This window comes from Nodularia sp. LEGE 04288, assembly GCF_963896525.1.
In the GTDB taxonomy this organism is placed as follows: domain Bacteria; phylum Cyanobacteriota; class Cyanobacteriia; order Cyanobacteriales; family Nostocaceae; genus Nodularia.
In genome coordinates, this window is the sequence record NZ_CAWQOY010000163.1 from 1 (window position 1) to 25,100 (window position 25,100).

General features: G+C 42.6%; 21 protein-coding genes. 13 read left to right on the plus strand and 8 right to left on the minus strand.

Annotated elements, in window-relative coordinates:
• Positions 1 to 200: 200 nt before the first annotated feature.
• The 3 genes from AACX33_RS23930 (at position 201) to AACX33_RS23940 (ending at position 2,346) form a co-directional block, all read left to right on the plus strand.
• Positions 201 to 1,181, plus strand: a complete 981-nt coding sequence (locus AACX33_RS23930; protein ID WP_194002055.1) for an ABC transporter ATP-binding protein — start codon at positions 201 to 203, stop codon at positions 1,179 to 1,181.
• 73 nt (positions 1,182 to 1,254) lie between these two features.
• On the plus strand, positions 1,255 to 1,989 hold the full coding sequence (locus AACX33_RS23935) for an ABC transporter permease (RefSeq protein WP_194002196.1): 735 nt from the start codon (positions 1,255 to 1,257) through the stop codon (positions 1,987 to 1,989).
• 156 nt (positions 1,990 to 2,145) lie between these two features.
• Positions 2,146 to 2,346 (plus strand): hypothetical protein, encoded by a 201-nt coding sequence (locus AACX33_RS23940; protein ID WP_194002057.1) that lies wholly within the window; start codon positions 2,146 to 2,148, stop codon positions 2,344 to 2,346.
• Between the two features lie 153 nt (positions 2,347 to 2,499).
• Here the strand turns inward: AACX33_RS23940 and glnA are convergent, their stop codons facing one another.
• Positions 2,500 to 3,915: a type I glutamate--ammonia ligase gene (gene glnA / locus AACX33_RS23945; RefSeq protein WP_194002059.1), complete on the minus strand. Its 1,416-nt coding sequence runs from the start codon at positions 3,913 to 3,915 to the stop codon at positions 2,500 to 2,502.
• A gap of 370 nt (positions 3,916 to 4,285) precedes the next feature.
• Here glnA and apcB point away from each other — a divergent pair, with 370 nt between their 5' ends.
• Positions 4,286 to 4,795 carry an allophycocyanin subunit beta gene (gene apcB, locus AACX33_RS23950; protein ID WP_194002061.1) on the plus strand — a complete coding sequence of 170 codons (510 nt, stop codon included), beginning with the start codon at positions 4,286 to 4,288 and terminating at the stop codon, positions 4,793 to 4,795.
• Between the two features lie 267 nt (positions 4,796 to 5,062).
• Here the strand turns inward: apcB and AACX33_RS23955 are convergent, their stop codons facing one another.
• Positions 5,063 to 5,566 carry a hypothetical protein gene (locus AACX33_RS23955; RefSeq protein ID WP_194002063.1) on the minus strand — a complete coding sequence of 168 codons (504 nt, stop codon included), beginning with the start codon at positions 5,564 to 5,566 and terminating at the stop codon, positions 5,063 to 5,065.
• Between the two features lie 265 nt (positions 5,567 to 5,831).
• Between AACX33_RS23955 and AACX33_RS23960 the strand changes: the two genes are divergently transcribed.
• Together AACX33_RS23960 and AACX33_RS23965 are read left to right on the plus strand one after the other, a co-directional pair.
• On the plus strand, positions 5,832 to 10,673 hold the full coding sequence (locus tag AACX33_RS23960) for a HEAT repeat domain-containing protein (protein ID WP_194002065.1): 4,842 nt from the start codon (positions 5,832 to 5,834) through the stop codon (positions 10,671 to 10,673).
• Positions 10,674 to 10,744: 71 nt separating this feature from the next.
• Complete coding sequence (locus AACX33_RS23965) at positions 10,745 to 11,563, plus strand: TlyA family RNA methyltransferase (RefSeq protein ID WP_194002067.1); 819 nt, start codon at positions 10,745 to 10,747, stop codon at positions 11,561 to 11,563.
• On the opposite strand, the gene AACX33_RS23970 is transcribed toward AACX33_RS23965, so the two are convergent.
• The 3 genes from AACX33_RS23970 to AACX33_RS23980 all read right to left on the minus strand — a co-directional run bounded on the left by AACX33_RS23970 (position 11,560) and on the right by AACX33_RS23980 (position 13,667).
• Complete coding sequence (locus AACX33_RS23970; RefSeq protein ID WP_194002069.1) at positions 11,560 to 11,829, minus strand: Calvin cycle protein CP12; 270 nt, start codon at positions 11,827 to 11,829, stop codon at positions 11,560 to 11,562. The genes AACX33_RS23965 and AACX33_RS23970 overlap by 4 nt on opposite strands.
• A gap of 275 nt (positions 11,830 to 12,104) precedes the next feature.
• Entirely contained in the window at positions 12,105 to 13,454 is a 1,350-nt protein-coding gene (locus AACX33_RS23975) for a DUF697 domain-containing protein (protein WP_194002198.1), read from the minus strand.
• A gap of 75 nt (positions 13,455 to 13,529) precedes the next feature.
• Positions 13,530 to 13,667 carry a hypothetical protein gene (locus AACX33_RS23980; RefSeq protein ID WP_194002071.1) on the minus strand — a complete coding sequence of 46 codons (138 nt, stop codon included), beginning with the start codon at positions 13,665 to 13,667 and terminating at the stop codon, positions 13,530 to 13,532.
• Between the two features lie 841 nt (positions 13,668 to 14,508).
• Between AACX33_RS23980 and AACX33_RS23985 the strand changes: the two genes are divergently transcribed.
• The 5 genes from AACX33_RS23985 to AACX33_RS24005 all read left to right on the plus strand — a co-directional run bounded on the left by AACX33_RS23985 (position 14,509) and on the right by AACX33_RS24005 (position 19,511).
• Positions 14,509 to 15,927 (plus strand): SulP family inorganic anion transporter, encoded by a 1,419-nt coding sequence (locus tag AACX33_RS23985; RefSeq protein ID WP_227789280.1) that lies wholly within the window; start codon positions 14,509 to 14,511, stop codon positions 15,925 to 15,927.
• A 45-nt stretch (positions 15,928 to 15,972) separates the two neighbouring features.
• Complete coding sequence (locus AACX33_RS23990) at positions 15,973 to 16,836, plus strand: universal stress protein (RefSeq protein WP_194002075.1); 864 nt, start codon at positions 15,973 to 15,975, stop codon at positions 16,834 to 16,836.
• A 181-nt stretch (positions 16,837 to 17,017) separates the two neighbouring features.
• Positions 17,018 to 18,691: a bicarbonate transporter BicA gene (gene bicA / locus AACX33_RS23995; RefSeq protein ID WP_194002077.1), complete on the plus strand. Its 1,674-nt coding sequence runs from the start codon at positions 17,018 to 17,020 to the stop codon at positions 18,689 to 18,691.
• Between the two features lie 129 nt (positions 18,692 to 18,820).
• Positions 18,821 to 19,081 carry a hypothetical protein gene (locus AACX33_RS24000; protein ID WP_194002079.1) on the plus strand — a complete coding sequence of 87 codons (261 nt, stop codon included), beginning with the start codon at positions 18,821 to 18,823 and terminating at the stop codon, positions 19,079 to 19,081.
• 118 nt (positions 19,082 to 19,199) lie between these two features.
• Positions 19,200 to 19,511 carry a hypothetical protein gene (locus AACX33_RS24005; RefSeq protein ID WP_339383023.1) on the plus strand — a complete coding sequence of 104 codons (312 nt, stop codon included), beginning with the start codon at positions 19,200 to 19,202 and terminating at the stop codon, positions 19,509 to 19,511.
• A gap of 326 nt (positions 19,512 to 19,837) precedes the next feature.
• Here AACX33_RS24005 and AACX33_RS24010 read toward each other — a convergent pair whose 3' ends face one another.
• The 3 genes from AACX33_RS24010 to AACX33_RS24020 all read right to left on the minus strand — a co-directional run bounded on the left by AACX33_RS24010 (position 19,838) and on the right by AACX33_RS24020 (position 22,271).
• Positions 19,838 to 20,164 carry a hypothetical protein gene (locus AACX33_RS24010; protein ID WP_194002083.1) on the minus strand — a complete coding sequence of 109 codons (327 nt, stop codon included), beginning with the start codon at positions 20,162 to 20,164 and terminating at the stop codon, positions 19,838 to 19,840.
• 127 nt (positions 20,165 to 20,291) lie between these two features.
• Entirely contained in the window at positions 20,292 to 21,482 is a 1,191-nt protein-coding gene (locus AACX33_RS24015; RefSeq protein WP_194002085.1) for an RNA-guided endonuclease InsQ/TnpB family protein, read from the minus strand.
• A gap of 171 nt (positions 21,483 to 21,653) precedes the next feature.
• Positions 21,654 to 22,271 (minus strand): TetR/AcrR family transcriptional regulator, encoded by a 618-nt coding sequence (locus tag AACX33_RS24020; protein ID WP_194002087.1) that lies wholly within the window; start codon positions 22,269 to 22,271, stop codon positions 21,654 to 21,656.
• A 339-nt stretch (positions 22,272 to 22,610) separates the two neighbouring features.
• On the opposite strand from AACX33_RS24020, the gene AACX33_RS24025 reads away from it, so the two are divergent.
• Positions 22,611 to 23,813 carry an HlyD family efflux transporter periplasmic adaptor subunit gene (locus AACX33_RS24025; protein WP_194002088.1) on the plus strand — a complete coding sequence of 401 codons (1,203 nt, stop codon included), beginning with the start codon at positions 22,611 to 22,613 and terminating at the stop codon, positions 23,811 to 23,813.
• Between the two features lie 80 nt (positions 23,814 to 23,893).
• The gene (gene devC / locus AACX33_RS24030; RefSeq protein WP_445253344.1) at positions 23,894 to 25,066 is read left to right on the plus strand and encodes an ABC transporter permease DevC; all 1,173 of its coding nucleotides are present in this window, start codon (positions 23,894 to 23,896) and stop codon (positions 25,064 to 25,066) included.
• Positions 25,067 to 25,100: the final 34 nt, after the last annotated feature.

Genomic DNA, 25,100 nt, shown 5'->3' on the forward strand with positions numbered 1-25,100 from the left:
GGTTAGGGGTGGGGTCGAAATAATATGCAGCCTCACAAATAATTGGTATAACCCTTGTATTTATTAACTGGGTAATTCCCAGCCAAAGCAATCATGACATCTGTGAAAAAAAACTGGGCTTCATTCTTGATAACAGTAGATGAACACAGATAAATCATGGGTGTGCATCTGTATTTATCTGTGGTTAGAATATCAAATTTATGTCAATTATCTCTGTTAAAAATCTGTCTAAATTTTACCCAGTTGCTGTTAAAGAACCGGGGATAAAAGGCACGCTCAACCACTTTTTCCGGCGCACCTACCGTTCAATTAAAGCAGTTCAAGATGTTTCCTTTGAAATAGCACCTGGTGAAGTAGTAGGTTTTTTAGGCCCCAATGGTGCAGGTAAAACCACCACCCTGAAAATGCTCACAGGGCTGATTCATCCTTCTGATGGTACAGTCAGAGTTGCTGGACAAGTGCCATTTCTTCGCCAAGAGGCATTTCTGCAAAAAATTACCTTAGTCATGGGGCAGAAACAGCAGTTACTTTGGGACTTACCCGCACTAGATTCTTTGAGAATTAACGCTGCTGTGTATAACATCTCTCATAAAGAATTTCAAAAGCGAGTCGGGGAATTAACAGAGATGCTGACACTGGAAGGTAAGCTTACCCAACCAGTGCGGAAATTGTCTTTAGGTGAACGGATGAAAGCAGAACTGTTAGCCGCACTTTTACATCATCCTCATGTATTATTTCTGGATGAACCGACACTAGGACTAGATGTGAATGCACAGGTAGCTGTGCGCGATTTTCTGCGCGAGTACAATCAGCGTTATCAAGCCACTGTATTATTAACTAGCCATTACATGGCTGATATTACTGCCTTATGTGAGCGTGTGCTGTTGATTCACCAGGGAAAGCTGATGTATGACGGTAGTCTAGATGGACTGCTGCAAAATTTTGCCCCTTACCGGGAAATTAATCTTGAGTTAGCCCAGCCCCTACCCAGAGAAAAACTGATGTTTTATGGTGATGTCAAACTCTTAGAGGGGCGTGCAGTCAGTTTTATGGTCCCACAAGAGGCGCTGACTCGGACAGTATCTCAGATTTTGAATGATTTAGAAGTAATCGACTTAACAGTGACTGAACCGCCAATAGAAGAAGTCATTGGCAAGGTTTTTCAGGCGGGAGTAGTTTAATTTTTAACTCGTAATTTAAGTGAACAAAAGTATTAGGAAAATCTTCACATTTCTTGCTGTTTACTACGCCTATATGGTTGAGTATCGGGCAGAACTGATTTTATGGGTTTTGTCCGGGGCTTTGCCAATTATCCTGATGGGTGTGTGGATACAGGCGGCGCAAGGTGGCCAGTTTGGTTTAACACCTGTAGACTTTGCCCGTTATTTTATCACGGTGTTCTTTGTTAGGCAACTTACTGTTGTCTGGGTAATTTGGGATTTTGAAAGGGAAGTAGTAGAGGGTAAGCTGTCATTCCGGTTATTACAACCCATAGACCCAGTATGGCATCATGTTGCGGCTCATGTTTCTGAAAGATTTGCCCGCATACCTTTTGCACTGCTACTGGTTGTATTGTTTTTCATCCTCTATCCTCAAGCTGTTTGGTTACCGAATTTGGGGCAATTCTTACTGTTTGGGTTAGCCGCGATGCTAGCTTTTGTGTTGCGGTTTGTAATTCAGTACACTTTTGCTTTGTTTGCCTTTTGGACAGAACGTGCTAGCGCTTTGGAAACTTTCTGGCTGTTGTTTTATTTATTTTTGTCGGGGTTAATTGCGCCTTTAGATGTGTTTCCTGAGACTGTGCGAACAATAGTCATGTTTACGCCTTTTCCCTATTTGATTGATTTCCCTGTCAGTCTTTTGGTGGGGCTACCAGTGGATATAGGGCGAGGGTTTTTATCAATTCTCGGTTGGATATTGCTATTTTTGGGTGCAAATCGGCTGCTGTGGCGTGCAGGATTAAAACGATATTCGGGTATGGGTGCTTGATTGACCAGAAAATAGTCATGACCAGCTACCTAAATATAAATTTTTGTTACGAAAACGCTATTCTGTAACTTAGGCTACAGAAATTTAGTTAATATAAGAATCGAAGGGATAAATAGCTAATAATTTATAACTAAAACCATAAGGAGGACTGTGATTATGTCTATTCAAGATAGAACTCGTGCGTTAGCGATGCGTCAATATCAGCAAGTGAAAAATCGTCAACAATCAATGCTGATGCGTGCGGCACAGGAACTCGGTCTTCCTGAAGAATTATCCGACTACTGGAGTCCTCTTCAAGGGAAAATTGATCCAACCACTCGGTCAATTTATGAAAGCAGCCACGCTTCAATGAGCTAGCACCGCTACGCGGAAGTCAAAAGTCAAAAGAGGGTTTATAGACAAAAAGTCTAGGTGACTGGATTTAAAATGGCAATAAACCCGGTTTGTGATCGTGATAAGTCAAAAAAAGCCACCCTTTGAGGGTGGCTAAAAATTCACTACTAATCGCAATTAGCAATCGTAATAGAGGTAAAACTCATAAGGGTGAGGACGCATCTGCATCTGCTTAACGTCGTTAGCCAGTTTGTAGTCAATCCAGTTTTGGATGAAGTCTTCTGAGAACACGCCTGATTCTGTTAAGAAAGCATGATCATTTTCTAGTGCTTCCAATGCCAATTCTAGAGAACCCGGTGTTGAAGGAACCTTCGCCAGTTCTTCTGGAGAGAGTTCATAGATATTTTTATCTAGGGGTTCACCAGGATGGATTTTGTTCTTGATGCCATCAATACCAGCACACAGCATGGCTGCAAATGCTAAGTAGGGGTTAGCAGTAGCATCAGGACAACGGAACTCTAAGCGCTTGGCTTTGGGGTTATCGCCAGATAAAGGAATCCGCACAGAAGCAGAACGGTTACCTTGGGAGTAAGCCAAGTTCACAGGTGCTTCATAACCAGGTACTAGGCGTTTGTAAGAGTTAGTTGTGGGGTTGGTGATGGCCAAAAGTGCTGGTGCGTGCTTCAGGATACCACCAATGTAGTACAATCCCATGTCACTCATCCCAGCATACTTATCACCAGCAAATAGAGGTTTGCCATCTCTCCAGATGGACTGGTGACAGTGCATACCTGAACCGTTATCGCCAAAAATTGGTTTTGGCATGAAGGTTACAGTTTTACCGTATTTTTTGGCAACATTTTTGATGACATATTTGTAAGTCATCAGCCAATCAGCAGCTTCAATCAATTTACCAAAGCGGAAACCCAGTTCACACTGACCACCGGTAGCAACTTCGTGGTGTTGTTTCTCAATTGGTACGCCGCAATCTTTCATTGTCAGCAGCATTTCGGTACGGATATCTTGGAAGCTATCCGCTGGCGATACTGGGAAGTAGCCTTCTTTGAAGCGTGTTTTGTAACCCAAGTTGGGGCTTTCTTTCCTACCAGAATTCCAACCACCTTCTACAGAATCTACATGGTAGTAGCCTTCATGGGCATTTTGGTCATAGCGGACATCATCAAAGATAAAAAATTCAGCTTCAGGGCCAAAAAATGCTGTATCACCAAGACCAGTAGAAACTAGGTAGTCTATTGCTCGTTGAGCAATAACACGGGGACAACGGCTGTACCATTCACCTGTGCGGGGTTCTTTAATACTACAAACTATACTTAACGTTGGTTCTTTCATGAAGGGGTCGATCCAAGCAGTGTTGGGATCGAGTACCATCATCATGTCCGATTCGTTAATGTTTTTCCAACCCCGAATGCTGGAACCGTCGAAAGGTACGCCATCAGAGAAGGAACTTTCATCGATCTGGTCTTGGTACAAGGTGAGATGCTGCCAAGTTCCTGGTGTATCGATGAATTTCAGATCAATCATCTGAATGTTTTGGTCTTGGATCAATTTCAAGACTTCTTTTGGGGTTGTCATTGTTACTCCTTCTCTACCTATTTCCTAAAATCAAACCAGAATCTTCCAAAGCATCCTAACCCAGATGATTTGAACCAAGTTGTAGATGACACACCTGAAATATCATAAATCCTGGACATTAGAAGATTTTGTAGTTTTTGTTACAGCTTATCTGGATTACAGCTTATATTAACCTTTTGTCTCACATCTGCACAAAACGTAAAGTTCATCTCATAGGGGTCAACTTTGGCATAGAATCCTTAGATAGCGGATGAATTGTTTTTGTGCCGCATAAATTTTAAATAAAATAAATGGCACAAAAATTTACTGGTGCATAAGTGCAGCCAAATTAATATCAAACCATAGATAGCATTGATTGGGAGAAGTTAGAATGCGTGATGCAGTTACAAGCTTGATTAAGAATTATGACGTTGCTGGACGTTATTTTGATCGGAATGCGATTGACAGCCTGAAAATTTATTTTGAAAGTGGCACAGCACGGGTAAAAGCGGCGGCGGCGATTAACTCGAATGCAGCTTCGCTGGTCAAACAGGCTAGTGTTAAGTTATTTGAAGAACAGCCTGAGTTGATTCGTCCTGGCGGAAATGCCTACACAACTCGTCGTTATGCGGCTTGTCTCCGGGATATGGATTACTACCTCCGCTATGCTACCTATGCTTTGGTGGCGGGTAATATGAATGTGTTGGATGAGCGTGTACTCCAAGGATTGCGGGAAACTTACAATTCTTTGGGTGTACCTATTAGCCCGACGGTTTATGGTATCCAAATTCTCAAGAATATGGTAAAGGAACAAGTTGCAGCCGCAGGGATTGCTGATACTGCTTTTGTGGATGAACCTTTTGATTACATGACTCGTGAGTTGAGCGAGAAGGATATTTAGTATTTAGCCCTAGCGATGGGAAATCGCAGGAGAATAAATTAAATCCGTATCGGCGGATAATATACACATCGCACTTTGGCTTTTTTGACAAGGTGCGTTTACTTTTTTTAATAATAAAAGCAGGGTAGGTTTGAGAGGATGTTTAAAATTAATCTATAGAACCCATTTGACATCTTTTAGAAGATATGATGCGATCGCACTGGGGATAACCCCTATTATTCCGTTTCTTTTTGATCACCGCCAACAAAATCAGCGCACCGGAAGTAATTATTGCCAAATACTAGGTGCGATCGCCGCTATGATCAACAGAAAGAAAATCTCTAGGATGTAGCTAATGAAAACACTACGATTGAGCAGACCATCCCACAGGTAGCCTTGACGTTTAGAAATTTGCTGACGCTTGTGGGTTTTCGACCAACTGCCATAGATACCAGGGCTTTTCAACTTGTATGTATTGGTGAGAATATACTCAATTTCGGCAACACGGGGATAGAAACCGCGCTGAAAGTGTTTCCATTGACTTTCGAGAATCCAGAAAAATAAGGGAATAGAGCAACCTATTAAGGCGATCGCACTGGCGATGGGTTTTTGCTGTAACATCAATGCTAAGACTCCCCCAGTCCCCGTAATTCCCAGGGCTTTAATCACCCAAATCTGCTTGTTATAGTCTTCAATCGTATTTTGCAGAAAAAAGTATTCCTGTTTGAGTAAGTCTAATTCAAAATCATCGAGAGATTTAGGCTGGGGTTCAGTTGGTAATAGGTTAGACATGGGTGATAGCAAACTTCACTGAGATGAAATTAGCACAATTCGTAGTTCGTGAACAAAAAAGAAAAAATATCCCGGATTTTTCAAAGAAGTCGGGGATCTGAGCCTCTCTGAAGTGCTGTTACTTATTTAAGAGAATCTCAACACAGATAATAAGTTACAATTTCACTCAGTAAGTTAAACCTTGTCAAAAAAACACCGTTACCAGGGGTTAGGCAAGCAACATTTAACCTTTCCCTAACGGCAACATCTCACTATTCCACACACCATGAGCATCTGGAATGACTATCTCCAATCACTCCGCAATGATTATGCCCAATGGTGGAATGCTTACACGCTGACGGATGTAGTGGGACAGCAGCGAGTTGAGCAGAAACAGTCGCCCCTAATGCTAAATTTTATGGTGGAGAGGGTATTGCCCACCAAAGAGGAACGGAGCGAAACCCAGGAGAAAACCGAGCGTTTAGATGTATTGGCCGGGTTGCGGAAATATGCTCAAGAACACGTCTTATTGGTAGGGCGGCCAGGTTCGGGGAAATCAACGGCGTTGGTGCGGTTGTTGTTGGAAGAAGCGGAGAAACCCCTCCCCCAACCCCTCCCCGAAACGGAGAGGGGAGTTAATTCTCCCCCTTCCCTCGCAGGGAAGGGGGTCGGGGGGTTAGGTAAAATTCCCGTGCTAGTAGAGTTGCGCTATTACCAAACCTCAGTGCTGGATTTAATTCGGGATTTCTTAAAGCGCCATCGCCTGTTGTTGGACACTGCAACCATAGAAAAACTGTTATTTAACGGGCAATTCCTCCTGTTGGTAGATGGTATCAACGAATTACCCTCAGAGAAAGCGCGACAAGATTTATATAAATTCCGGCAAGACTACCAAAAAACCAAGCCGATGATATTCACCACGCGGGATTTAGGCGTGGGGGGCGATTTGGGCATTACCAAGAAGCTGGAAATGCAACCCCTGACACCAGAACAGATGCAGCAGTTTGTCCGCGCCTATTTGCCAGAACAGGGTGAGCAGATGTTGCAGAACTTAGGCGACAGGTTGCGTGAGTTTGGAGAAACGCCGTTGCTGCTGTGGATGCTGTGTTCATTGTTTCAAGCCACAGGAGACATCCCGCCTAACTTGGGTTTGGTGTTTCGTCAGTTTACCCAGCAATATGTATTTAGTGAGCAAAATGTCAATAAAAACCAAAGATTTAAAGGAGATGTACCAGATCCTCATGAATCACGAAAATTCTGGCAGGATTTGCTTCAAGAGTTAGCGTTTGTAATGGCTACTGAAACCGAAAAAGAAATTCAAGTCGCTATTAAAAAAGAAAAAGCAGAGAAAATTATAGAAAAATTCTTGCAGAGAAAAGGTTCTCCTGATGCTTTCAGAACAGCACGTTTCTGGTTAGATGATTTACTCAAACATCACTTAATTCAAATTGCTGCAAATGACCAAATTGAATTTCACCACCAACTAATTCAGGAATATTACACCGCCGAATGTTTGCTCAAGCAATTATCAAAACTCGATGATGGCTGCCTCCAGCGAGAGTATTTAAATTATTTAAAATGGACTGAACCCCTGAAATTGATGCTGGAATTGCTTGATGATGGGGCGCAGGCGGTGCAAGTGGTGAACTTAGCCTTAGAGATAGATTTGCAGTTAGGGGCAAAGTTAGCAGGTGCAGTTAAGTCAGAATTGCAGCAGCAGACAGTTCATTTAATCGCTAGGTTAGAAATTCCTCAGCTATTCAAAACCCAGCTTTTAGGTTTAACAAAATCTAAGCGAGCAATTTCTCATCTCAATCTATTACTAGAAGATGAAGACTCCGATGTGCGCTGGATGACAGCAGATGCCCTGGGAAAAATCAAACCAGAAGCGGCGATTCCTGGGCTGATTCAATTACTAGAAGATAAAGACTCCTATGTGCGTGGGAGGGCGGCAGATGCCCTGGGGAAAATCAAATCAGAAGCGGCGATTCCTGGGCTGATTCAATTACTAGAAGATGAAGACTCCTATGTGCGTAGGAGGGCGGCAGAAGCTCTAGCAGAAATCAAATCAGAAGCGGCGATTCCTGCGCTAATTCAATTACTACAAGATGAAGACTCCTATGTGCGTGGGAGGGCGGCAGAAGTCCTGGGTGAAATGAAATCAGAGGCGGCGATTCCTGAGCTAATTCAATTATTAGAAGATCAAGAGTATCATGTAATTTCCACAGTTGTCAAAGCCTTGATTGGCATGAAATCAGAGACAGTAGTTTCTGGATTAATTAGTCTTCTCAAACATGAAAAACCTCATGTCCGTTCTAATGCTGTAAAAGCCCTGGTAGACATTAAATCAGAAGCGGCGATTCCTGGGCTAATTCAATTACTACAAGATGAAGACTCCCATGTGCGTATGAGTGCGGCATATGCCCTGGGTGAAATGAAATCAGAAGTGGCGATTCCTGGGCTAATTCAATTACTACAAGATGAAGACTATCGTGTAATTTCCACAGTTGTCAAAGCCTTGATTGGCATGAAATCAGAGACAGTAATTTCTGGATTAATTAATCTTCTCAAACATGAAAAACCTCATGTCCGTTCTAATGCTGTAAAAGCCCTGGTAGACATTAAATCAGAAGCGACAATTCCTGAGCTAATTCAATTATTAGAAGACCAAGAGTATCATGTAATTTACACAGTTATAAAAGCCTTGATTGGCATGAAATCAGAGACAGTAGTCTCTGGATTAATTAGTCTTCTCAAACATGAAAAACCTCATGCCCGTTCTAATGCTGTAAAAGCTCTGGGTGAAATGAAATCAGAAGCAGCGATTCCTGAGCTAATTAAATTATTAAAAGATGAAGACTCCTCTGTGCGTAGGAGTGCGGCAGATGCCCTGGGAGAAATAAAATCAGAAGCGGCGATTCCTGGGCTAATTCAATTACTAGAAGATGAAGACTCCTCTGTGCGTAGGAGTGCGGTATATGCTCTAGGTAATCTGAAATCAGAGGCAGCAATTCCTGGCTTAATTAAATTACTAGAACATGAAGATCATGAAGTGAATTTAAATGCTGCAAATACCCTATCCGCAATTAGATCAGAGTCTGTAACTTCTGAAATTTTTAAACTTCTCCAACCTAGAATTGATGATGTGCGTACTTGGTCGCAAAGGGCTGGTTTACGTTCTTTGGTAGCAGATATTTTAGGAAAAATAGAATCTGAAGTTGGTATTATTACGCTGATGAATTTTCTTAAAGATCAAGCCTATTATGTGCGTAGAAGTGCAGCAGATGCACTGGGTGAAATTCAATATAATGAGGCAATTTCCGGATTAATACAACTTCTTAAAGATGAATACTGTGATGTGCGTTATAGTGCTGCAAATGCTCTGATAAAAATAAACTTAGAGGAAGTAATTCCTTGGTTTATTGAACTTCTCCAAGATCAATGGTGTTTTGTCCGTAATCTTGTGGCAAATGCCCTGATTAAAGCTAAATCAGAACAGGCGATCCCTGGACTAATTCAAATTATCCAGAATGGAGAATCTGATTTGCGTTATGATGCAGCAAAAGCTCTGAGTGAAATTAAATCGGATACAGCAATTACTAATCTGATTAATCTTCTTAAAGATGAAAAATCTCATGTGCGTTCTACTGCGGCAGAAGTCCTGGGTGAAATTAAATCAAATGCAGCAATTCCTGGACTAATCGAAATATTTGATGTTTGTTATGAGGCGGCAGATGCTTTGTGTGAAATCAAATCAGATGCAGCAGTTCCTGGATTAATTAATCTTCTCAAACATAAAGAAATTCATGTACGTTCTACTGCGGCAAAAGTTCTGGGTGAAATTAAATCAGATGCAGCAATTCCTGGACTAATTGAACTTATTCAAAATGCAGAATCTGATGTGTTTCATGAGGGAGTAAAAGCACTTGGTAAAATCCAACCAGAACTAGCGTTATCCCAACTTATAAAAATTATAAAAAATGAAGGATTTTTTATCATAGATAGTAAATATATACTTACTTCTATAATTACAGAACTTGAAGAAATACAAAAAGACTGTCGATATTATAGCCCTATAAATCAAGCAATCTCTGAAGCAACACCTCAACGAGTTAAAACTTCCCTAATGTATATTCTCCATCTTTCAGACCTGCACTTTGGCACACCTGACCAAGCCAAACTCTGGTCTAACCAACTAGCAACTGACTTGCAACAAGAACTCGATATTCCTCACCTTGATGCCCTCATTTTCTCCGGCGACATCGCCAACAAATCAACCCCAGCAGAATACGAAGCAGCCCAACAATTTTTTGACGAACTCCGCCAAGATTTTGCCCTCCAACCTGAGCAAATTATCATCGTTCCCGGTAATCATGACCTCAACTGGTCACTAGCAAAACAAGCTTACCAATTAATTGACCGTGACGACTATGAGGGAGAATTGAAAGAAGGTGAATATATAGAAGAAAGTGCCAGCGTCATTCGTGTGCGAGACGAGGAAAAATATCAACAACGCTTTGAATACTTCAGCAACTTCTACCAAACCATCAAAAACCAACCCTATCCTCTAGACTATGACCAGCAATACACCCTAGACCATTTCCCCAACCAAAACCTGCTCATTCTAGGGTTAAACTCCGCTTGGCAATTGGATCATCATTACAAATTCCGTGCCAGCATTAATATTAATACATTCACCAACGCCCTCACAAAAATTCGCCGCCAGCAAGAATATAAAGACTGCATCAAAATAGCAGTATGGCATCATCCCCTAGATAGCGCCTGGGATGACCGCATCAAAGACCAAAGCTTTATGGAACAGTTAGCCGTCGCAGATGGTTTCCGCTTCTTCCTCCACGGACACGTCCACCAAGCACAACAAGGCGTTTATAAATACGACGAAAAACGAAAACTACATCGCATCTGCGCGGGAACATTCGGCGCACCTACCCACGAACTCACAACTGCCGAAGGTTGGCAATATAACCTACTGAAGTTGGAAAATAACACCCTCACCGTCCGCAGCCGCAAACGCAAGACAGAAAACGGCGCATGGGAAGCGGATAATGGTTGGCGACAAGGTAAGGGTAAAGGTTCGTTAGATTCTTATACAATTACATGGGAATAGAAAATTTGGTTAACCGTGAAGAAATTATTCATTTTGCTTTAGATTTGATATTACCAGGAGAATCAAGTTAATTGGTGAAGCAGCGACTCGATACTTTATTAGTAGAATTAAATTTATGCACTTCTCGCGCCTTAGCACAGCGCTTAATTCAAGCGGGAGAGGTGACTGTCAATCAGCAGGTGGTGGATAAAGCGGGGACAGAAGTTGATATTGCGGCTCAAATTAAGGTGAAAGTGCGATCGCGCTTTGTGTCTCGCGGAGGTGAGAAACTGATAAAGGCTTTGGATGCTTTCCCGATCACCACAACCGGACGCATTTGTTTAGATGGGGGAATTTCTACAGGCGGTTTTACTGATTGCTTGCTACAAGCGGGAGCAAAACAAGTTTACGGTATTGATGTGGGTTATGGACAAGTTGACTGGGGTTTAAGAAATGATCCACGGGTGATTTTAAGAGAACGTACCAATTTACGGAATCTCACACCCGAAGATTTGTATAGTGAAGGTGACGAGATACCTGATTTGGCGGTGGTGGATGTATCGTTTATTTCCTTAACTAAGATTTTGCCGGCTTTGTGGCGATTAACCAAAACTCCCAGGGATGCAGTCTTGCTAGTTAAGCCACAGTTTGAAGTGGGAAAATCCCGTGTCGGCAAAAAAGGCGTTGTTCGCGATCCTCATGACCAAGCTGATGCTATTTTCCAAGTTTTGCAAGTGGCTTGTCAATTAGGATGGAAATACAAGGGTTTAACTTGGTCGCCGATTACTGGCCCGGCTGGGAATATTGAGTATCTTCTATGGCTAGGAATGGAAAGTGACTCACCACCGCCTGATTTAGATGCGATTAAGCAAATGACGCAATCTGCAATTGCTAATTTACGAGCCAGTTAAACGTCATAGATTAAGCATTCTATGGCTTCTGGATGTGACTCACAGTAAGTTTCCAAAGCAGTTTTACGGTGTTTTGCTTGCTGCTGGTGAGCTTTTTCAGCTTGTAATTCTTCGACGATATCCCAAGCTACAGCACAGTTAGCTGAATTGTCTCCGTCTACGTTGCAGGTTTCACGAGCTTCCACAATAGATTCTAGGATAGCTTCATCAATGGTTGTAGTCCCGGAGTTAACAGCAGATTGGACGGCTTCTAGGGTTTTTGTCATGATATTTTCACCTGTGTTGAGTGAGATGAACTTTGACTGTGAGCTTCTGATTTCCTCAAAAGCTGATACTTCTAGTGTAGATAGGCTGATCAAAAGCGTCTGGTAGTGAACACCGACAAATGAAGCTACAAAATCAGAAAAATCAAATTTCAGGCTGAGTTTTTGCCTTGATTTTTATTTCGATCATTTTCTCAATTTTGCATCTAAATTTGGTAATTTAGACCTGTTGTCATCAAAATTTGATGGAAAATCATTTAACCAATATTTTCGATTGATTATTGATACTTTGCGCCTAATTCCTGTTGCAAGCGATACAGAATTGTTTTGTGGTCAACCTGAGCTAAAATCTCTTGAATGACTGTACTAGCTCCCAATTGTCCCCAAGTACAACCTTTTTCTAAATATACTTGGGCGGCTTTCCCGACTGTGTATGCACCATAACCTGCAATCCCAGATTGCGCGATCGCAGTCCCAGCGTAAGCAGTGATATTCAGCGGATTTTCACCACTGGCGATCGCCGCCGTACTTTTACCTAAACCCAGCATCACACTACTACCTATTTCTCCTAACAACAAACCACCAGAACTAAAGAAAATCGTCTTTAAAATTTTGCTGGCTTCATAGCTAGTCATCGGTAAACCATATAACCGGGCTAGAGAACGAATCAAAGCTAAATCGGCGATCGTACCACAGATCACATCTAAAACAGGTACAGGATTTAATCCTACTGCCAAGGCTTTGTATTTAGTAAATTTCCAAATAATCTCTTCAGCTTCTTTGTCGCGGAAGTCCATAGTCTTTTGCGCGATCGCCTCTTCCGCATCCCGTGCTTGAATCAGTGCATTTAAAGCTAGAAGCGATCGCCCTTCCCGATTCAGAATATTTAAAATTGTTTGCTGAAGTTCCTCAACCTGGGGCTGTGGTGTCTCCCATTCATAGCTAACGCGACCATCAGGCCACTCCACCCGGACTTCCATCGGTGCTGGTTCCGCCGCCACCATGACAATTTCATCAGGTAATAAAGGCTGGGCTTGGGGATGTCCAGCACCTAGTTGTTGCAAATTATCATAAATCGCCGAACGGTCTGTTTCTGGGTATAAATCGATTTTGTTAAATACTAAAATCAGTGGCTTTTGGGCTTGTCGTAATTCCAGCAAGGCTCGATACTCAGTCCGAGTGATATCACCTGAAACCACAAACAAAATTAAATCAGCCTGACGCGTCACTTCTCGCGCCATTTTTGCCCGTGTCTCCCCCTCAATTTCATCCAATCCAGGGGTATCAATTAACTCTACTAATACTTTACCTCCTGGTTGCCAACGCACAGAACGCGGCCATTGAGTGACACCGTTCAGGGGGCCAGTTTGGAGAATTTTCTCTCCCAGCAAAGCATTTAATACTGCTGATTTTCCCCGACTCACCAAACCAAAAGCCGCAATTCTAATTACATTGGAGTCTAGTTTGTTGAGTGTCGAGTTCAACGCGTCTAATTCCGGTTTCAGCAAGCCGACCAATTCTGAGTTTGAGGAAAACTTTCCTGACTTGCGGAGATATCCATACCAAGACAGCGCTTGTCTGAGACTAGCACGGGCGCGGTTTAAGTGAGTTTCTTGGAGATTACGCACGAAGTTAGATTGATTCAAGGTTGAACAAACAACAGGCTACATCTCCATTGTGAACTAATTTCCCGGCTTTTAAAGTTACATCAGTTTTCGTGCTTCTGGAATCCATTGGGCTATTAGCCCGGAGTTACGGTAGAATCGACCTTTGCTACAGGATTTTCTCTGAATATTGCCTTTAGCGATCGCCTGTACCGCATTTGGGGTTGAAATCACCAAGGCGAAAACTTCAACCAGCTAAAAAATTTTAGATCATCACGCAGATATGTGAATTTTCGCTGAAATATTCACTTCTCAAACTCCACTTTCAAAGCTTTAAATGAGAAGATTTTGTTTCCCATGAAAATTCACTATCTGACTAAAATACTTACCCATTATTTGTCAGAAAGTCCCATAAGTAGATGGGTATGGAAAAACCAAATTATATTACGACTCGTAAACACCCATGAAACCCTTACCAATGATCAATGATTTACCCTGCTTGCCCTGAGCGTAAGCCGAAGGGAGCGTAGCCGAAGGGCTAAGGACAAATGACGACCCCCACCAGTTAACTTTATTTACGCCCACATTAATTATATTTTTATTGCAAATTGTAACAACTTCGTGATATGCTTGCAATAAAGTAATAAACAACATTGTAATTGTTCAGTAGTAATCAGGTTCGGGTAATGTCACAGGTAACTATCTCTTCGGTAGCCTTGAATAGTGGGGATTTTCCACCTTAAAGTGCCGCCTGAGCCTTGCAGTAATCAGAAGTATTTCAGCTAGTCTTGCCGGAAACCAAGTAAACTATAATTCAGTTTTGGAGCTATTCGCATCCAACTACTTTAGTCTGTGGATTTGGTTTTTAATAGTTGTGTGAGCTATTTACCTACTAAGCGTTCCGCATACTGTATTACTCTGCAAACCAGTATGCTTTATTACCTCAATCTTATTGACAGGTCGGCTATTTGGAGTGTGCCAAATCGCTGCCTATTTTATCTGAATAAAGACGCTAGGAGGAAACTTGAACGGAACAATTTTGAGGCGAGAGTGGTTTTCTAACACTCAGCGAGACATTATGGCGGGTGCAGTCGTGGGACTGGCGCTGATTCCCGAAGCGATCGCCTTTTCAATCATAGCCGGAGTTGATCCCAAAGTTGGGCTTTACGCCTCATTTATTATTGCCGTCATCACAGCCTTTCTAGGAGGCAGACCGGGATCAATTTCCGCCGCTACAGGCGCAATGGCGCTGCTAATGATTGATTTGGTCAAAGATCATGGTTTGCAGTATTTATTCGCCGCCACCTTCTTAACCGGAGTCTTTCAAGTGTTGTTTGGGGTGCTAAAACTCGGCCGCCAAATGAGATTTGTCCCCAGGGCGGTAATGATTGGCTATATCAACGCCTTGGCGGTGTTAATTTTCCTGGCTCAATTACCCCAACTTACCAATAAGCCGCCCGCAGTATATATACTGACTATCCTTTCTTTAGGGATTATTTATATACTACCTCGCTTTACCAAAATAGTCCCCTCTCCCTTGGTGGCTTTAGCTGTGATGACTATAGCAGCGATCGCTCTCAAACTAGAAGTTCCCACAGTTGGAGATATGGGAGAGCTACCCACTAGTTTACCCTTCTTTGCTCTGCCCCAAGTGCCATTCAGCCTAGAGACACTCAGGATTATCCTGCCCTATTCCCTGACTTTAGCGCTCGTTGGTTTGTTGGCATCTTTATTAACCGCAGCCTTGGTGGATGAACTCACAGATACACCCAGCGATAAAAACCAAGAAGCCAAAGGACAAGGCATTGCTAATATTGTAACTGCCTTCTTTGGAGGTATGGCAGGGTGTGGGATGATTGGGCAATCGGTGATTAATGTGCAGTCTGGTGGACGGGGGAGACTGTCAACCCTGGCGGCTGGGATTTTCCTGTTATTTGCCATTTTGTTTTTACAGGATTGGGTGAAGCAAATGCCGATGGCTGCATTAGTAGCCGTAATGATTATGGTGTCAATCGGGACATTTCGCTGGTCATCCTTAAAAAATATGCCTCGCATCCCCCGCACGGAAACCGCAGTCATGTTAACAACGATGTTTGTGACGATTTTTACCCGAAACTTTGCCCTCGGTGTAATCACAGGCATTGTTATGAGTACTGTGTTCTTCTCCCGCAATATTGCCCAGTTGGTATTTGTGGATAAAGTGCTGAGTGAAGATGGCGGACATCGGATTTACAAAGTAGCCGGACAAATTTTCTTTTTGTCGAGAGATGAATTTCTCGCGTCTTTTGATTTTACCGAACTCGTCGAGCGCGTCACCATTGATTTAACTCATGCTCACCTCTGGGATCAAGGTGCAGTGGAAGTCCTTGATAAAGCAGTCATGAAATTTCGCCGGAATGGGGTAGATGTAGAACTCATCGGACTAAATGAAGCTAGTGCTACCTTGCTGGATAAATTAGCAATTTCTCAAAATGCGGATGCTCTGAAAAAGCCGTAGTATGTTTACTTTTTAATCTTTCCACATCTAGGGACTCAAGCCAGAATGAAAAATATTTTACTTTGTACCGATGGTTCAGCTTTTGCAGAAAATGTTTATAAATATGGAGCTTGGTTTGCAACTCAATTTCATGCCCACATTAATGTTTTGTTTGTCACAGATATTCGCAGCCAACAAGTAGCTTCTACGGGAAATTTAAGCGGTAGCATTGGGCTTGGTGCTTCCGAAAATTTGCTCCATGAATTGGTGGAGTTAGAACATAAAAAAGCCAAGCTAAATAATCAACGAGCGCGTTTAATTTTGCAAAATGCGGGGGAAATTCTCAAAACCCAGGGAATTAGAGATGTTCAGTTAACCAATAAAACCGGATTTCTAGTAGATTGTTTTCATGAATTTGAACAAAATTCAGATTTAATTGTTTTAGGTAAACGGGGAGAAGCAGCAGATTTTGCATCTAGACATTTAGGAGCAAATGTAGAGCGAATTGTTCGTATTACAAAAAAACCATGTTTAGTTACCCCGCTTGAATATAAACCAGTTGAAAAAGTTTTAGTTGCTTATGACGGCAGTTTAACAGGGAAGAAAACACTACAATTTTTAGTAAATTCTTCTTGCTTCCAAAATTTAGAAATACATCTGTTAAAAGTAACTAAAAAGGAAACATATCCCAGGGCGGAGAATAGAATTAATGAGGGTAAAGATATTTTAGAAGCAGCAGGTTTTAATCTCATTTCTACCATTAGAGAAGGTGAACCAGAAGAAGTTATTAATCAATATATTACTGAGCAAAATATCAGCTTTTTACTTATAGGAGCGCATGGACATAGCCGCATCCGTGATTTAGTAATTGGTAGTACAACAATTCAACTTCTGAGAAGTAGTAATATTCCTGTCTTGCTGTTCTGTTAAGAGGTTGTTAATCAAAGTGATTTTTCATAATTTTAGGTTTCCATTAATTCCCTTAATTCCCCCTTAAATAGACGATGTATACATAAAATTTCTTTTTTTAGGGGTATCTGGAGTTTTAGAAATAAATTCTGACTCCGTTGAGATGAATTAATTGCAATTGTTTAACAGAGGAAAATCTTTCGTGCAAATAATTAACGAAATCCATTTTCGTAACGTCCAAGGAGATATTCTTGGCGGTTTAACGGCGGCGGTGGTAGCCTTACCGATGTCATTAGCATTTGGGATTGCTTCTGGAGCGGGGGCTGCTGCTGGGTTATGGGGAGCAATATTAGTGGGATTCTTTGCCGCTTTGTTTGGTGGTACACCCAGCCTGATCTCTGAACCCACAGGTCCGATGACCGTAATTGTCACTGCCGTGATTGCTGGATTAACAGCTAATAATCCGGAAAATGGTATGGCGATGGCCTTTACTGTGGTGATGATGGCCGGAGTAGTTCAAATCCTGTTTGGGGTATTGCGATTGGGGCGGTATATTACCATGCTGCCCTATAACGTGATTTCTGGATTTATGACCGGAATTGGCGTAATTCTGATCTTTCTGCAAATCGCACCCTTCTTGGGGCAAGCAACTCCTAAAGGTGGTGTGATTGGTGTCCTGCGGAATCTCCCGGAATTAATTGCTAATATCAGTCCTACGGAAACTCTTTTAGGGGTAATAACTTTAGTAATTCTGTTTTTGTACCCGGCTCGCTGGAAAAAGGTTGTCCCCTCGCAACTGGTAGCTTTAGTCATCGGTACGGCAATTTCTTTGATTTTTTTTAGTAATGTTGAGATTCGCACTATTGCCACTATTGGCGAAATTACTCCGGGTTTGCCTAACTTCCAGATGCCCACTTTTACCCCGCAAAATTTGCAGTTAATGTTTGTTAACTCCGTGGTATTGGGAGTGGTGGGTTCCATTGATTGTTTGTTAACTTGTCTGGTATCTGACAGTCTCACCCGTACCGAACACAAATCTAACAAAGAATTAATCGGGCAAGGTATTGCTAATGTGATTACCGGTTTATGTGGTGGGATTGCAGGTTCTGGAGCGACAACGGCGACTGTGGTTAATATCCAAGCTGGTGGACGCACTGCGTTATCTGGTATCAGTCGGGCTGTAGTGCTGTTAATTGTGGTTTTGTGGGCGGCTCCTTTAACTTCTGGGATTCCTCTGGCTGTGTTAGCTGGGATTGTCTTAAAAGTAGGGCTTAATATTATTGATTGGGGCTTTCTCAAACGGGTTCACAAAATCTCTTGGAAGGCAGCCGGAATTGTCTACAGTGTGGTATTGCTAACGGTATTTGTCGATTTAATGATTGCCGTAGCCGTAGGGGTATTTATTGCGAATATCTTGACAATCGAGCGCCTTGACCAGCTGCAAACCAATTCTGTGAAAGCGATTACTGACGCTGATGACCAAATTGTCCTGACTAACGAAGAAAAAGAACTTTTAGATTCAGCTAATGGACGAGTTTTGCTGTTCCATCTTAGTGGACCGATGATTTTCGGTGTTGCCAAAGCTATTGAGAGAGAACATCGTGCGATCGCTAATTATGATGTTTTAATTGTCGATTTAGGTGAAGTTCCTGTCTTGGGGGTAACTTCTTCATTGGCGATTGAAAGTGCCATTCAAGAGGTTATTGATGCTGGACGGGACGTGATCATTGTCGGTGCCACAGGAAAGGTCAGAAATCGCTTAGAAAAGTTGGATATTGCTGGTTTAATTCCGGGACAGTACTGGATGAGCGATCGCTTGAATGCACTCAAAGAAGGGTTAGATTTAGTTCAGTCACGAATAGGGGGTAGGGTGTAGGTGCGAATCGTTGGTTTGTCCGTCGTCGGGGTTTAGCCATCAGCTGATCGGGAATTGGCTTTGCTTTCGGGGCGGCGATGTTTCCCTTACTGATGGAATTTCTGATTTCTGATGCAGGGGATGAGTGGAGTGCGGCAAGCTGGAGTTTATGCCTATTACTTTGGGCGATGTCTACGACGGGCTTCGCCTACGTATCTAGGGGCGATTAGCGGTTTAGCCACGACTATCGCTGTTGCTGGTACAGCCTTTGTCCCAGTTTTATTTGCTACCGGATTTGACCAGGTTGGTAGTTATGCGCCGATTTTGGGATTTTCGATGATCGTGCCTTTCGCGATCGCCTTTACCGCACATTGGGTTGAGCCAACCAAGCGGAGAAATTCAACCATCTGAAAAGTGAGATTTATGATCACCCCAAACCGCACTCTTGTGCGAGCTTCTAGTCATTAGTTAGGCGCGACCTATTTCTCTATTGAGAATAGTATCTTGTTGCATATTCTGGTAAGATTATTTGAACGAAATTGTCAGTTCTGGAGTTATCCAGGCAGATATCGTTGAAGCACCGAATCACAAGACTTCAAGTCATGTGAGCTTCAAACTAATAATCATGTGCCTACTCAAGGAGAATAAAATGCAGTCTGATTATAAAAAAGGGGAGTTTATCTCTGCTCTCACACCTGACGGAAATTTAGAAAGATTTCAAATTATCAGCGTCGGAACTAAGTTGATATATTTAGTTTCTGCTGAATACGTTAATGACGGCACTTGGATATGTGATAAAACTATTACTCCTCTTGCCGCTTCTCGCTTAAAATCACAGTGAAAATGCGACAAATCAGAGCAACCGAGCGCGATATTGGCTTAAAATTATGAGAAAATTTTAATATGAACTAGGACTTGAAACTCTTGTTATTTCATTAATGATGTCGGCAAGCGGGGAAACCCTGATGAGATAACAGGAGATTTCAATTTACATGAGACGTGATCAGCAACAAAAGGCCGAAAACCCCTGATAAACAGCAACGCAGTTGCGCTTTTATGACTTTAGGCAGGGGGAGAAGGCTAATTTTTCAATTTTTTAAAGGACAGCACTGGCATTTTTGCAAGTTTCTTAGTTCAAGACAGCCACTCAATTCACAGAACGAGAACCTACCACCAAATACGATTTCCGTTTTCGTCTACTCGTGCTTGGCGAATTACATCAGAAATTTCTTCTGCATCTTTCACATGGTGGAGTGCCTTTTTTGTCCCATCAGGATATTCCACAACGAAGTAAGTCGGGACTGTAATGTGGTCACCTGTGATATCCGGTGCATCCACAGCTACTTGTTTCGCTTTCTCTTCCAGTGATTTTGCGTCATCAATCACATCTCCCGGATTTGCTGTTAAGTTTCTTTCCTTGGCTGTTGGCTCTTGTCGTGAATGCCAGTCTTGACTGACTGGTTGATTAATTTGATTTTCTAGTTCCTTAGCCATGATATTTTTCCTAATGAAAATTTATACATCTACTAAGAACAATCTAAAAAATAAAAGACATAATGAGTTCCTTCTTCAGAGAGAGTTTTTGACACTCCCCGGCGTGAACGCACGGGGATTCTTGGATCTAAGACATAACTTGCTCATGCAGGTTTTCACCAACAAGAGTAGAGGTTTCATCTCCCCAAGCGTTGCTTGCATCTAGTGCAAAGGTTCCGGTATGCCCTACCGTACCCAACCCTCGACTCAGGATTATTCTGGCTGCGTTTTCATCTCTATCCATGACACATCCACATTTACAAACGTGTGTCCTAGTGGATAGTGTTTTCTTCACAACTTCACCGCAGCTAGAGCATTCTTGGCTACTGTATTGCGGATTAACCGCCACCGTGACCCGTTTAAATACCTTACCAAAATATTCAACCCAGACACGGAACTGATACCAAGATGCGTCATTAATAGACTTAGCAAGACAATGATTTTTCACCAAATTTTTAATCCTCAAATCTTCATAGGCTATCAAGTCGTGAGACTGAACTACGCACCTTGCTAACTTCACAGCATGGTCTTTACGTTGCCTACTTATTTTGAGGTGGCGTTTTCCTAAAACAAGTCTTGCCTTGCCTCTGTTCTTTGAACCTTTTACCTTTCTGGAAACACGACGTTGTGAGCGCTTGAGAACTTTTTCACCAACACGAAGAAACTTAGGGTTTTCAACCATTGTGCCATCAGAATCAGTGTAGTATTCTTTCAGCCCAACGTCTAACCCAACCGTATTACCCGTAGGTTCTATGTTCTGGGAACGGTTTACATCAATGCAAAACTGAACATAAACGCCATCCGCACGTTTTACCAATCTCACCCGTTTAATTTGGTTGACTTGGTAGAAATGCAAATCACGAGTACCTTTGAGTTTTAATCGCCCAATACCTTTTTTATCGGTGAAAGTTATTGATTTACGGTCGCTGGCAATCCGCCATCCTGAAGTTTTGTACTCAACCGAGCGGCACTCCTTCTGAAATTGAGGATACCCCTTTAATCCTGAAACACTCTTCTTGCAGTTGTCATAAAACCTAGAGATAGAAGACCAAGCTCTTTCCGCAGAAGCTTGACGAGCCATTGAGTTGAGTTCATTAGCAAAGGGAAAGTTCGCCGCCAGTACAGCACAGTATTTCTGCAAGTCGTTTTTACCCGTGCCTTTAACATCCATCCATAGCCGAATGCAGCTATTACGAATGAACTTGGCAGTACGAATTGCTTCATCTACCGCAATGAATTGCGCTGGCTTTCCATAAGCTTTGAACTCAAAAACAAGCATCTTTCTACCTCCTCGCTTATACTACCACGTTTGGTATAAGATTAATTAAAATACCATAAAAAGCTGTCGTAGAACGCGATGCACTGAGCAGTTCGACAGGCTCACTGTATCACCTGTCGAAGTGACGGGGCTTTAAACCCATTTCTTCGGTAAGGTTACGAGAAGATGGACTTATTCAGCACAATTAACAATTAAGTGTGTCAAGGCATCTATCAAGCGATCGCTTTCCATTGGTATAATGTCTTTACCATGCATAATTTCTTGAGTAATCACGAAATGCACTAATGAGCCAATGAGAATTCTGGCTGTGGCCTCTGGGTCAGGTATTTTTAATTCCGGGTGAGCCGTTAAATATTTGGTGATCGTCTCAATGGCTGGTTTCGCAATGCTGTAAATAAACACCTGCGCTAACTCCGGAAAACGTGCCGATTCTCCCATTAACAAGCGCTCAAATGACTGATATTCCTGATCGTTGACCATCTGATCCAATGCTGTTGCGGCTAATCGGCGCAATACAACATAAGGTTCTCCCTTCAGGGGTTGTGACCCCAATATGGAATGAAACCGCTTTCTGGCAAGTTTCTCGATTAATGCCTTAAATAATCCTTTTTTATCTTGAAAGTGGCTGTATACTGTGGCCTTAGAAACCCCAGCCGCTTCTGCTACCCGATCCATGCTAGTGGAAGCATAACCATGAGCTAAAAATTCCTGCATCGCCCCTTGCAGAATTTTTTCCATTTTATCTGTTGAATTTGAGCGGTCTATTTCTCCCACTTTTGGGCGTGCCATGTTCAAATAGTCCTTATTTTAGCAAAATTCTCTGACGCATTAGTCTCTGGGCATTGATTATTCTTTTGATCAGGCGCTTGACTAAACTAGTCGGTTTAGTATAATTCTATTATAGAACTAAACGGTTTAGTTTTATATCCTACAGATCATTTTGCTGGGGACTGGGACATCTCATCTATATGTCTTGAAACCACCCATGATTATGTCCAAAATTCAGGGTTAGCATGATATTTTTTTCTCTGGTGAGTGATAAAAGAGAGTTAGGCGGGACATTTACCAAAATTTGATTTTTTCTCATTTGAATCAGTGTATTTGGAATTGCTTCAAAGGTATGCTATCGTGCAAAACTCAAAGCTAGATCGATCAATATCATCCCCATCAATTTTACGTCCGCCCTTTTTTATCGCTATCCTTGTATCTTTAACTGTAATTGGTAGTAGTGTTTATACGGTATTAAAATTTCGGGATACAGTAAATCAGAAAACCCCAGCGCCAGCAGCACTACTACCTGAGCTAAAAACGGTAACAGCTCTAGGACGTATTGAACCAAAAGGAAAAGTGATTAAACTCTCTGCTACCACGTCAACCGAAGGCAGTCGGGTAGAGGAGCTTTTAGTGAGAGAGGGGGATAGGATCAAAGCAGGGCAGGTGATAGCGATTTTAGACAGTCGCGATCGCTTGTCAGCGGCCTTGAAAGAGGCTGAGGAACAAGTGAAAGTGGAACAGGCAAACTTAAACCGCATCAAAGCAGGTGCTAAACGTGGAGAAGTTTTAGCACAAGCAGCCACAATTGCACGGTTGCAGGCAGAACGCCAAGGTGATATTGCTGCCCAAAAAACCACTGTAGCTCGATTGCAAGCCGAAGTGCGTAACGCCGCAGCCGAAGACCAACGCTATCAGGAGCTGTATCAAGCAGGAGCAATATCTGCCTCCCAAAGAGACAGCAAGCGCTTAACACTGGAAACAGCCCAACAAAATCTGCAAGAGGCACAAACACAGTTAACTCGCACCCAGTCAACTAGCCAGCAACAAATTAAAGCAGCCACAGCCACACTGGATCAAATTGCTGAAGTGCCGCAAGTCGATATCGCAGCAGCCACGGCAGAAGTAAATCGTGCCATAGCAGCCATGAAACGGACACAAGCAAATCTGCAACAAGCTTATGTGCGATCGCCTCAAGATGGTCAAATATTCGAGATCCACTCCCGCCCTGGGGAATTAATCTCAAATGATGGTATTGCTGAGATTGGGCAAACCAACGAGATGTATGTAGTTGCTGAAGTTTACGAAAGCGATATCGGCAAAGTTTATCCAGGACAGAAAGTGCAAGTATTTGGTGATTTCCTTCCTCTGGAATTGCAGGGAACAGTAGACCGTAAAGGTTTACAAGTGCGGCGGCAAAATGTGATCAACACTGACCCAGCTAGCAATATTGATAACAGAGTCGTGGAAGTTTATATCCGACTAAATGAAATTTCCACTGAGAAAGCTGCCAACTTAACCAATATGCAAGTTAGAGCGGTCATTCAATTGTCTTCGTAATTCGTAATTCGTAATTCGTAATTCGTAATTAGGAACACATTGTTTTTTCACATCCCCACTTAGCATTTAGCACTTTTATGATGGGACTAATCAAACAACTGCGGCGACGCACACCTTTAGGATGGCTGCAACTGAGTCACGAAAAAAGCCGTTTGCTGGTAGCATTGTCAGGCATTGCCTTTGCGGATGTGTTGATGTTCATGCAGTTGGGCTTTCAGACTGCGCTATACGACAGTAACACTAGACTACATCGCAGTTTGCAAGCAGACATTGTTTTAACTAGTCCCCAAGCCCGAAGCCTGCAAAATATGCCCCCATTTTCGCGTCGGCGGCTTTACCAGGCAATGGATATTCCGGGAGTGTCCTCAGCACAAGCAATGTATGTCAACAACATCATTTGGAAGAATCCCCAAACACGCCGCCAGACATCAGTGCAAGTCATTGGTTTTAATCCAGATCAGCCAGCCTTTGATTTACCAGATGTGAATGGGCAGTTACAGTCAATTAAGCTACCGGATACCGTTTTGTTTGACCGCAGTGCTAGGGGCGAATACCAACAGGCGATCGCTGAAATTGACCAAGGTAAAAAACTGACCACCGAAATCGAAGGGCGGACAATTACCATTAGTGGTTTATTCACAGTGGGGGCTTCTTTTGGTTCTGATGGTAGCTTGATGACCAGCGATCAAAACTTTTTACGCTTATTTTCCCAACGCCCAGCCAGCAGTATCAGTTTAGGTTTAATCAAGGTAAAACCCGGTTATGACCCAAAACAGGTAGCGATCGCCTTGCAAGCCTACCTCAGAGATGATATTAGCGTCATGACCCGCGCCGAATTTATTGAATTTGAGAACAACTTCTGGAGAAACAACTCCCCCATTGGGTTTATTTTTAGCCTGGGTGTCTCAATGGGGTTTGCAGTGGGAGTCATTCTGGTTTATCAAGTTCTTTCCACCGATGTGAATGCCCATGTCCGGGAATACGCGACCTTTAAAGCCTTGGGATATCGCAACTACTACTTGCTCAGTGTCGTCTTTGAACAGACTTTAATTTTAGCAGCATTGGGCTTTATTCCCGGAGTAGCCGTATCCTTGGGACTTTACCAAATGACTCGCACGGCGACAAATTTGCCGATGTATATGACAGCAATCCGGGGTTTACACGTACTAATTTTAACCATAATCATGTGTTCAATTTCTGGTGCGATCGCCACCCGGAAACTGCGATCTGCTGACCCGGCTGATATGTTTTAGGGAAATGGGGGGAAGAGGCAGGGGGGCAGGGAGC

What these genes read in the sequence shown, in the direction of transcription:
- AACX33_RS23930 (WP_194002055.1), top strand. Translation starts at nt 201, where the DNA reads ATGTCAATTATCTCTGTTAAAAATCTGTCTAAATTTTACCCAGTTGCT.
- AACX33_RS23935 (WP_194002196.1), top strand. Translation starts at nt 1,255, where the DNA reads ATGGTTGAGTATCGGGCAGAACTGATTTTATGGGTTTTGTCCGGGGCT.
- AACX33_RS23940 (WP_194002057.1), top strand. Translation starts at nt 2,146, where the DNA reads ATGTCTATTCAAGATAGAACTCGTGCGTTAGCGATGCGTCAATATCAG.
- glnA (WP_194002059.1), bottom strand. Translation starts at nt 3,915, where the DNA reads ATGACAACCCCAAAAGAAGTCTTGAAATTGATCCAAGACCAAAACATT.
- apcB (WP_194002061.1), top strand. Translation starts at nt 4,286, where the DNA reads ATGCGTGATGCAGTTACAAGCTTGATTAAGAATTATGACGTTGCTGGA.
- AACX33_RS23955 (WP_194002063.1), bottom strand. Translation starts at nt 5,566, where the DNA reads ATGTCTAACCTATTACCAACTGAACCCCAGCCTAAATCTCTCGATGAT.
- AACX33_RS23960 (WP_194002065.1), top strand. Translation starts at nt 5,832, where the DNA reads ATGAGCATCTGGAATGACTATCTCCAATCACTCCGCAATGATTATGCC.
- AACX33_RS23970 (WP_194002069.1), bottom strand. Translation starts at nt 11,829, where the DNA reads ATGACAAAAACCCTAGAAGCCGTCCAATCTGCTGTTAACTCCGGGACT.
- AACX33_RS23985 (WP_227789280.1), top strand. Translation starts at nt 14,509, where the DNA reads ATGGCGGGTGCAGTCGTGGGACTGGCGCTGATTCCCGAAGCGATCGCC.
- AACX33_RS23990 (WP_194002075.1), top strand. Translation starts at nt 15,973, where the DNA reads ATGAAAAATATTTTACTTTGTACCGATGGTTCAGCTTTTGCAGAAAAT.
- AACX33_RS24010 (WP_194002083.1), bottom strand. Translation starts at nt 20,164, where the DNA reads ATGGCTAAGGAACTAGAAAATCAAATTAATCAACCAGTCAGTCAAGAC.
- AACX33_RS24015 (WP_194002085.1), bottom strand. Translation starts at nt 21,482, where the DNA reads ATGCTTGTTTTTGAGTTCAAAGCTTATGGAAAGCCAGCGCAATTCATT.
- AACX33_RS24020 (WP_194002087.1), bottom strand. Translation starts at nt 22,271, where the DNA reads ATGGCACGCCCAAAAGTGGGAGAAATAGACCGCTCAAATTCAACAGAT.
- devC (WP_445253344.1), top strand. Translation starts at nt 23,894, where the DNA reads ATGGGACTAATCAAACAACTGCGGCGACGCACACCTTTAGGATGGCTG.